General features: G+C 49.0%; 4 protein-coding genes and 2 pseudogenes. 3 read left to right on the top strand and 3 right to left on the bottom strand.

What is annotated here, in order from left to right:
* Nucleotides 1-121, top strand: a 121-nt coding sequence (locus tag EDC52_RS19605; RefSeq protein WP_165911775.1) for an integrase core domain-containing protein, incomplete at its 5' end; no start/stop codon positions are given.
* A gap of 16 nt (nt 122-137) precedes the next feature.
* Here the strand turns inward: EDC52_RS19605 and EDC52_RS19600 are convergent.
* Nucleotides 138-710: pseudogene (locus EDC52_RS19600) on the bottom strand (SDR family oxidoreductase); the annotation flags it as partial.
* A 148-nt stretch (nt 711-858) separates the two neighbouring features.
* On the opposite strand from EDC52_RS19600, the gene EDC52_RS19595 reads away from it, so the two are divergent.
* The gene (locus EDC52_RS19595; RefSeq protein WP_131868015.1) at nt 859-1,749 is read left to right on the top strand and encodes a LysR family transcriptional regulator; all 891 of its coding nucleotides are present in this window, start codon (nt 859-861) and stop codon (nt 1,747-1,749) included.
* 37 nt (nt 1,750-1,786) lie between these two features.
* Here EDC52_RS19595 and EDC52_RS19590 read toward each other — a convergent pair whose 3' ends face one another.
* Both EDC52_RS19590 and EDC52_RS19585 read right to left on the bottom strand, forming a co-directional pair.
* Entirely contained in the window at nt 1,787-2,776 is a 990-nt protein-coding gene (locus EDC52_RS19590) for an aldo/keto reductase (protein ID WP_131868013.1), read from the bottom strand.
* 26 nt (nt 2,777-2,802) lie between these two features.
* A complete protein-coding gene (locus tag EDC52_RS19585) occupies nt 2,803-3,654 on the bottom strand; it encodes an aldo/keto reductase (RefSeq protein ID WP_131868011.1) in 852 nt (283 codons plus the stop codon).
* A gap of 305 nt (nt 3,655-3,959) precedes the next feature.
* Between EDC52_RS19585 and EDC52_RS19580 the strand changes: the two are divergent.
* Nucleotides 3,960-5,366, top strand: a pseudogene (locus EDC52_RS19580) (IS1182 family transposase).
* Nucleotides 5,367-5,501 lie beyond the last annotated feature (135 nt).

Below are 5,501 nucleotides of genomic sequence, written 5' to 3'. Positions count from 1 at the left end.
AACAGAAGACTGGCGCACAGAATATAACGAAGAACGCCCGCATAGCTCACTGGGTGATATACCACCTGTTATCTATGCGAGGGAAAAACTGGCCGGAGATTCTCATTGGCGGTGGTACTAAAAACCGGAGGGACTACAAGGGCACTGACCAGAACCTGGGCTATTTGCTCCCGGGATATCACACCATCTTCCGGTGTTCCTGCATGGCGTCGATCTCCCTGAAGCATAACGATTCTTTGTTCATCATCATTGTTGTAATCAAACCAGCCGGGCCTGACTATGGTATAGGGATGACCACTCGCCCTGACTAGACGCTCGGCACGTCTTTTCCAGTCATGAACCTCAGTGCGTTGATTCCAGGTGCTGAGTCGTTCAGTCACGCCAATTGTGGTCATCAGGCCGATACGAACAGGCGTATCCTTGAATATTCGTAAAATATTACGCACTCCACCGTAATCTACCGCTCTGGCACCAATACGACCCTGACCGTCGGAACCGAGAGTGAAGATGATGGCATTAATATCTTTCGGCAATGCGGTGAGTGTTTCAGGCATTGAAACATCGCCGAAAAAAACATCTGTTCCACGAGGAAGTTGTTTTACTTTGCGTTTATTTCTGACCAGCGCGACGGGCTGATGGCCCATTTCAATAACGGTATTCCCGACATGAAGACCAATACTTCCTGTCGCTCCTGCAACGAGTATTTTCATGATAAACCTTCTGATAATTCGGACTTATTTTCGATACGGTCAGAATATCAATTATCATTATTGTCAGTAATAGGGCTAAAATGATTGTGTCTATGAATACCCTTCATGAGTGTGCGATGAAGGGAATGCCTCCATAAGGAAATCACCGATGCTCAAAGAAAACTTCAACGAACTGCAAATCTTTCTTGTGGTGGCAAGGGAGCGAAGTTTTACCAAAGCAGCGGGTAAACTGGGCGTTTCTCAGTCTGCACTCAGCCACGCGATGAAGGCACTGGAGGAAAGGCTGAATATCCGCCTTCTGACCCGCACGACCCGAAGCGTTGCCCCTACAGAGACCGGTGAGAGAATTATCGCCTGCCTTGAACCCCGTATTGCCGATCTTGAGCAGGAGCTGGAATCGCTTGTTCAACTGAACGGCACTGCCTCCGGCAATATCCGTTTATCTGCCGGGGAGCATGCCGCGCGAAGTCTGGTATGGCCGAAGCTAAAACCCTTCCTCAGGGAATACCCGGAAATTAATCTCGAACTGGTGGTTGATAACGGTTTTGTCGATATTGTTGAGGGGCGTTTTGATGCCGGGATCCGCCTGGGCGAAAGCGTAGATAAGGATATGATCGCGGTGAGGATTGGACCGGAAATGCGCATGGCAGTGGTGGGAGCACCGTCCTATTTTGCCGCTAACCCCGTACCAGAAACTCCGCACGAGCTACAAAACCATCGGTGTATTAATATGCGCCTGCCGACTGCCGGTGGTCTTTACCACTGGGAGTTTGAGCAGGAAGGGAAACCGTTACGGGTCAGAGTGGAAGGACAGGTAACGTTTAATCTGCAGGCGGAAAGAATTGATGCGGCTTTATCCGGTTTTGGCATCGCCTGTATACCTGAAGACAGGGTGCAGGATTATATAAAGTCAGGAGAGCTTATTCAGATTCTGCAGGACTGGTGTCCATCTTTCCCCGGATATTACCTCTACTACCCGAGCCGTAAGCAGCATCCGCCCGCTTTTGCGCTGATGATCGATGCACTTCGCTACCAGTAATAACGGGTCCGCCAATCGCAGCGGACCCGTCCGGGTATTAACGGCCTACGCGAGCCTGATGCTCAGGAGAGTAACGTTCGCCGACGACTTTAAACGTTTCAAGCGCCTGGGTTATCTGCCGCGAGTCATCCTGAGAAAGAATGATGTCGGCAGCCCCCAGGTTTTCCTCCAGCCGGTGCAGTTTGGTGGTACCAGGAATTGGAACAATCCATGGCTTTTGTGCCAGCAGCCATGCCAGCGCGATTTGCGCAGACGTCACACCTTTCTCTGCCGCCAGTTCACCTAGCAACGAGACCAGCTTTTCATTGGCTTCAATCGCCTGTTCGGCGAAACGCGGCACGGTGCTGCGGTAATCATCCTTGCCAAAAGTGGTTCCTGGCTTAATCGATCCCGTCAGGAAGCCTTTGCCTAATGGGCTGAAGGGAACGAAACCAATGCCCAGTTCCTCCAGTAACGGCAGGATCTCCCGCTCAGGCTCGCGCCACCACATTGAGTATTCGCTTTGCAGGGCAGTGACCGGTTGTACCGCATGCGCACGACGAATGGTTTGAGCACCCGCTTCGGATAGACCGAAATGTTTAACTTTGCCTTCAGCTATCAGGTCTTTTACGGTACCCGCAACATCTTCAATCGGGACATCCGGATCGACACGGTGTTGATATAGCAAGTCAATGACATCAGTCTTAAGACGGCGTAATGATCCTTCCACAGCTTGACGGATATGCTCCGGACGGCTGTTTAAAATCTGCTGGTTATTGTCATCGCCAAAGGTAAAACCAAACTTGGTGGCAATGACTATACGGTCACGAAACGGTTTTAAGGCTTCACCGACAACCTCTTCATTAAGAAAGGGGCCATACACTTCAGCGGTATCGAAGAAGGTGACGCCACGTTCAATCGCTGCGCGAATGAGCTCGATAGCCTGACGAGTATCGGTCGCCGGGCCATAGCCGTGGCTTAAGCCCATGCAACCGAGCCCAAGCGCGGATACTTCGAGTCGGGATTTACCCAGATAACGTTTTTGCATTGAATGAATACTCCTTTTATCGCGACTTAAACATCAAGTTTGCGGCCAGTCAGCCATTCCACCATCGCCGGGTCGCGGTGAGAGAAGAAGGCGCTGGTTGCGGTGTCGAGGGCGGCAATCTGCAGCATATCTTCAGAGCTGAGTTCAAAATCGAGAATGTTGATGTTCTCAGCCATGCGTTCTTTGCGCACCGATTTCGCTAGTGAAATAATGCCTCGCTGGAAGATCCAACGCAGCACAACCTGGCCCACGCTTTTGCCGTACTTCTGACCAATAGCTGTTAACACGGGATGCTGGAACAGGCCATTTTTACCCTCAGCGAACGGTGCCCAGGCTTCCGGCCGAATACTACGGCTCTGGTTCCATGGAACGGCATGCAGCTGCTGATTGAAGGGGTTAACCTCAATCTGGTTCACCGCAGGGGCGATTTTGTTGAAAGCGATAAGGTCGGCCAGTCTGTCAGGATGGAAATTGCTTACGCCGATAGCACGAATTTTTCCTGCCTGATGCAGTTCTTCCATGGCACGCCAGGCCCCATGGACATCGCCGTAAGGCTGGTGAATCAGGTACAGGTCAACGTAATCAAGTTGCAGTCGATTCAGGGAGCGTTCGAATTGGGCTTTAGCGCCTTCGTAATTGGTATCCTGCAGCCACAGTTTGGTCGTTACAAAAAGTTCGTTACGTGCGATACCGGTCTGTTTCAGTGCGTTCCCGACCTGGGTTTCATTCTGGTAAGACGCGGCGGTATCGATCAGGCGGTATCCTGTATCGATGGCATCAATAACGGCTCTTTCGCATTCAGCGGCATCCGTCATCTGAAACACACCAAAGCCCAGCAGGGGCATTTCAATACCGTTGTTCAGTTTTACCGTTTGCATGACGTTATCCTTCAGCTATTGTGTTGGAAAAGCATAACGCAAACTGATTTATTCGATTAGATGGGGTAATTAGCTAGGGTTTATTAGATATGTTCATTAATTTAGAGGGGCTGATGGTCGGCTTTGTGCCCAGGCTGTGTGAAAACTGCTGATCACTTTTTGGTCTAAGCAGTGGCTTTATATGATCAACAATTCTTGATAAACCCATGCAGTAACCTACTTTATCTAATAAAATTAGAACCATACGATTAAATATTGCGGGTGCGGATATGACTCACCACATTAAAGGTCAAGGCAGACATTAGGTGACGTTGCTCCCTGAAGTGCTGGATGATTTTGTCACAGAAGACAACCCTGTCAGGGTTATTGATGTCTTTGTTGATGAATTACAGCTTGATGTACTTGGCTTCGAGCGTGTTAATGCAAAGCAAACCGGGCGGCCAGGATATCACCCCGCAACCATGCTGAAGCTGTACATTTATGGTTACCTGAATCGCATTCAGTCATCCCGCAGGTTAGAAAAAGAAGCCCATCGTAACGTTGAATTGATGTGGTTACTTGAGCGATTAACACCTGATTTTAAAACCATTGCAGACTTCAGAAAAAACAATGGCAAAGGCATCAAAAATGCTTGCCGGGCTTTCATTGATCTGTGTCGGCAGATGCAGATGTTCACCGATGTGGTGGTTGCCATTGACGGTAGTAAGTTCAAGGCGGTTAACAGCAAATCGAACAACTTCACGCCCCAGAAAACAAAAGGCCACATCGAAAGGGTTGAGCAAAGTATCGCTCTTTACCTGGATAAGCTCGATGAAGCTGACAAGGCTGCGGAGCCCGAAAAAAAGGTAGATTTAACCGCTGCAAAACTGGCATGGCTGCAAAAGCGTCTGAAAGAGCTCAAGAAAATCCCACAGGCCGTCGTGCAGCACCCTGATAAGCAGCTGTCACTAACAGATCCTGATTCCCGGCTGATGAAGATAAACAATGTTAACCGCCAGGTTAGCTATAACGTTCAGACTGCCGTTGATGCTAAATATCACCTGATTGTTGCGCATGAAGTAACGAATACACCAGATCGTGGGCAGCTAACAGCGGTGACAAAATTAGCGCAAGACGCTGTTGGCAAAGCGGATATTACCGTACTGGCTGATAAAGGTTATTACAGCCGGGGTGATATTAAAGCAACGTAGGACTTAGGTGCCGCAGCCTTAGTACCAAAAGGCGATACCTCTGGCGCTGACCGCAAAGGTCTTTTCAATCGTTCATTGTTCAAATATGACCAGGAAAAAGATATTTATAGTTGTCCGATGGGTAGCGAGCTTCAGAACCGATTTACGGTGGTTGAGGATGGTTTAGAACAGCAAATGTACTTTAACCATATTGCATGTCGCGATTGCAGTCAGCGGTCAAGGTGCACCACATCAAAACGCGATCCGAGACGTATAAGACGGTGGGTTCATGAAGCTGAAATGGAAGATATGCAGACCAGGCTTGATGCATCGCCACAAACAGCTGTCGTGCGAAAGCAAACGGTAGAGCATCCGTTTGGGATAATTAAAATGTGGAAGGGAGCGACTCACTTCCTGACGCAATGGTTTAAAAACGTTTGCACCGAAATCAGTCTGCATGTGCTGGTTTATAACCTGAAGAGGATGATGTCCATCTGGGGTACCGAAGGATTGGCCATTAAGCTGCGTGAACAATGCAACTAGCGGGAGAGGCCGCTTTACCCCCAAATAACAAGCCATTAGCTGTGTGATTCATAGACATTGTTTCAATTTTCTCAGCTCAAGTTCAAGCTTGTAATTCTGTTCTTGTATATGCTCTTCATCGGGCTGATAGTTTTC

Source organism: Biostraticola tofi (genome assembly GCF_004343195.1).
GTDB classification, from domain to species: domain Bacteria; phylum Pseudomonadota; class Gammaproteobacteria; order Enterobacterales; family Enterobacteriaceae; genus Biostraticola; species Biostraticola tofi.
The sequence above is the reverse complement of the archived record's forward strand: the minus strand, read 5'-3'. Positions and strand labels throughout refer to the sequence as shown.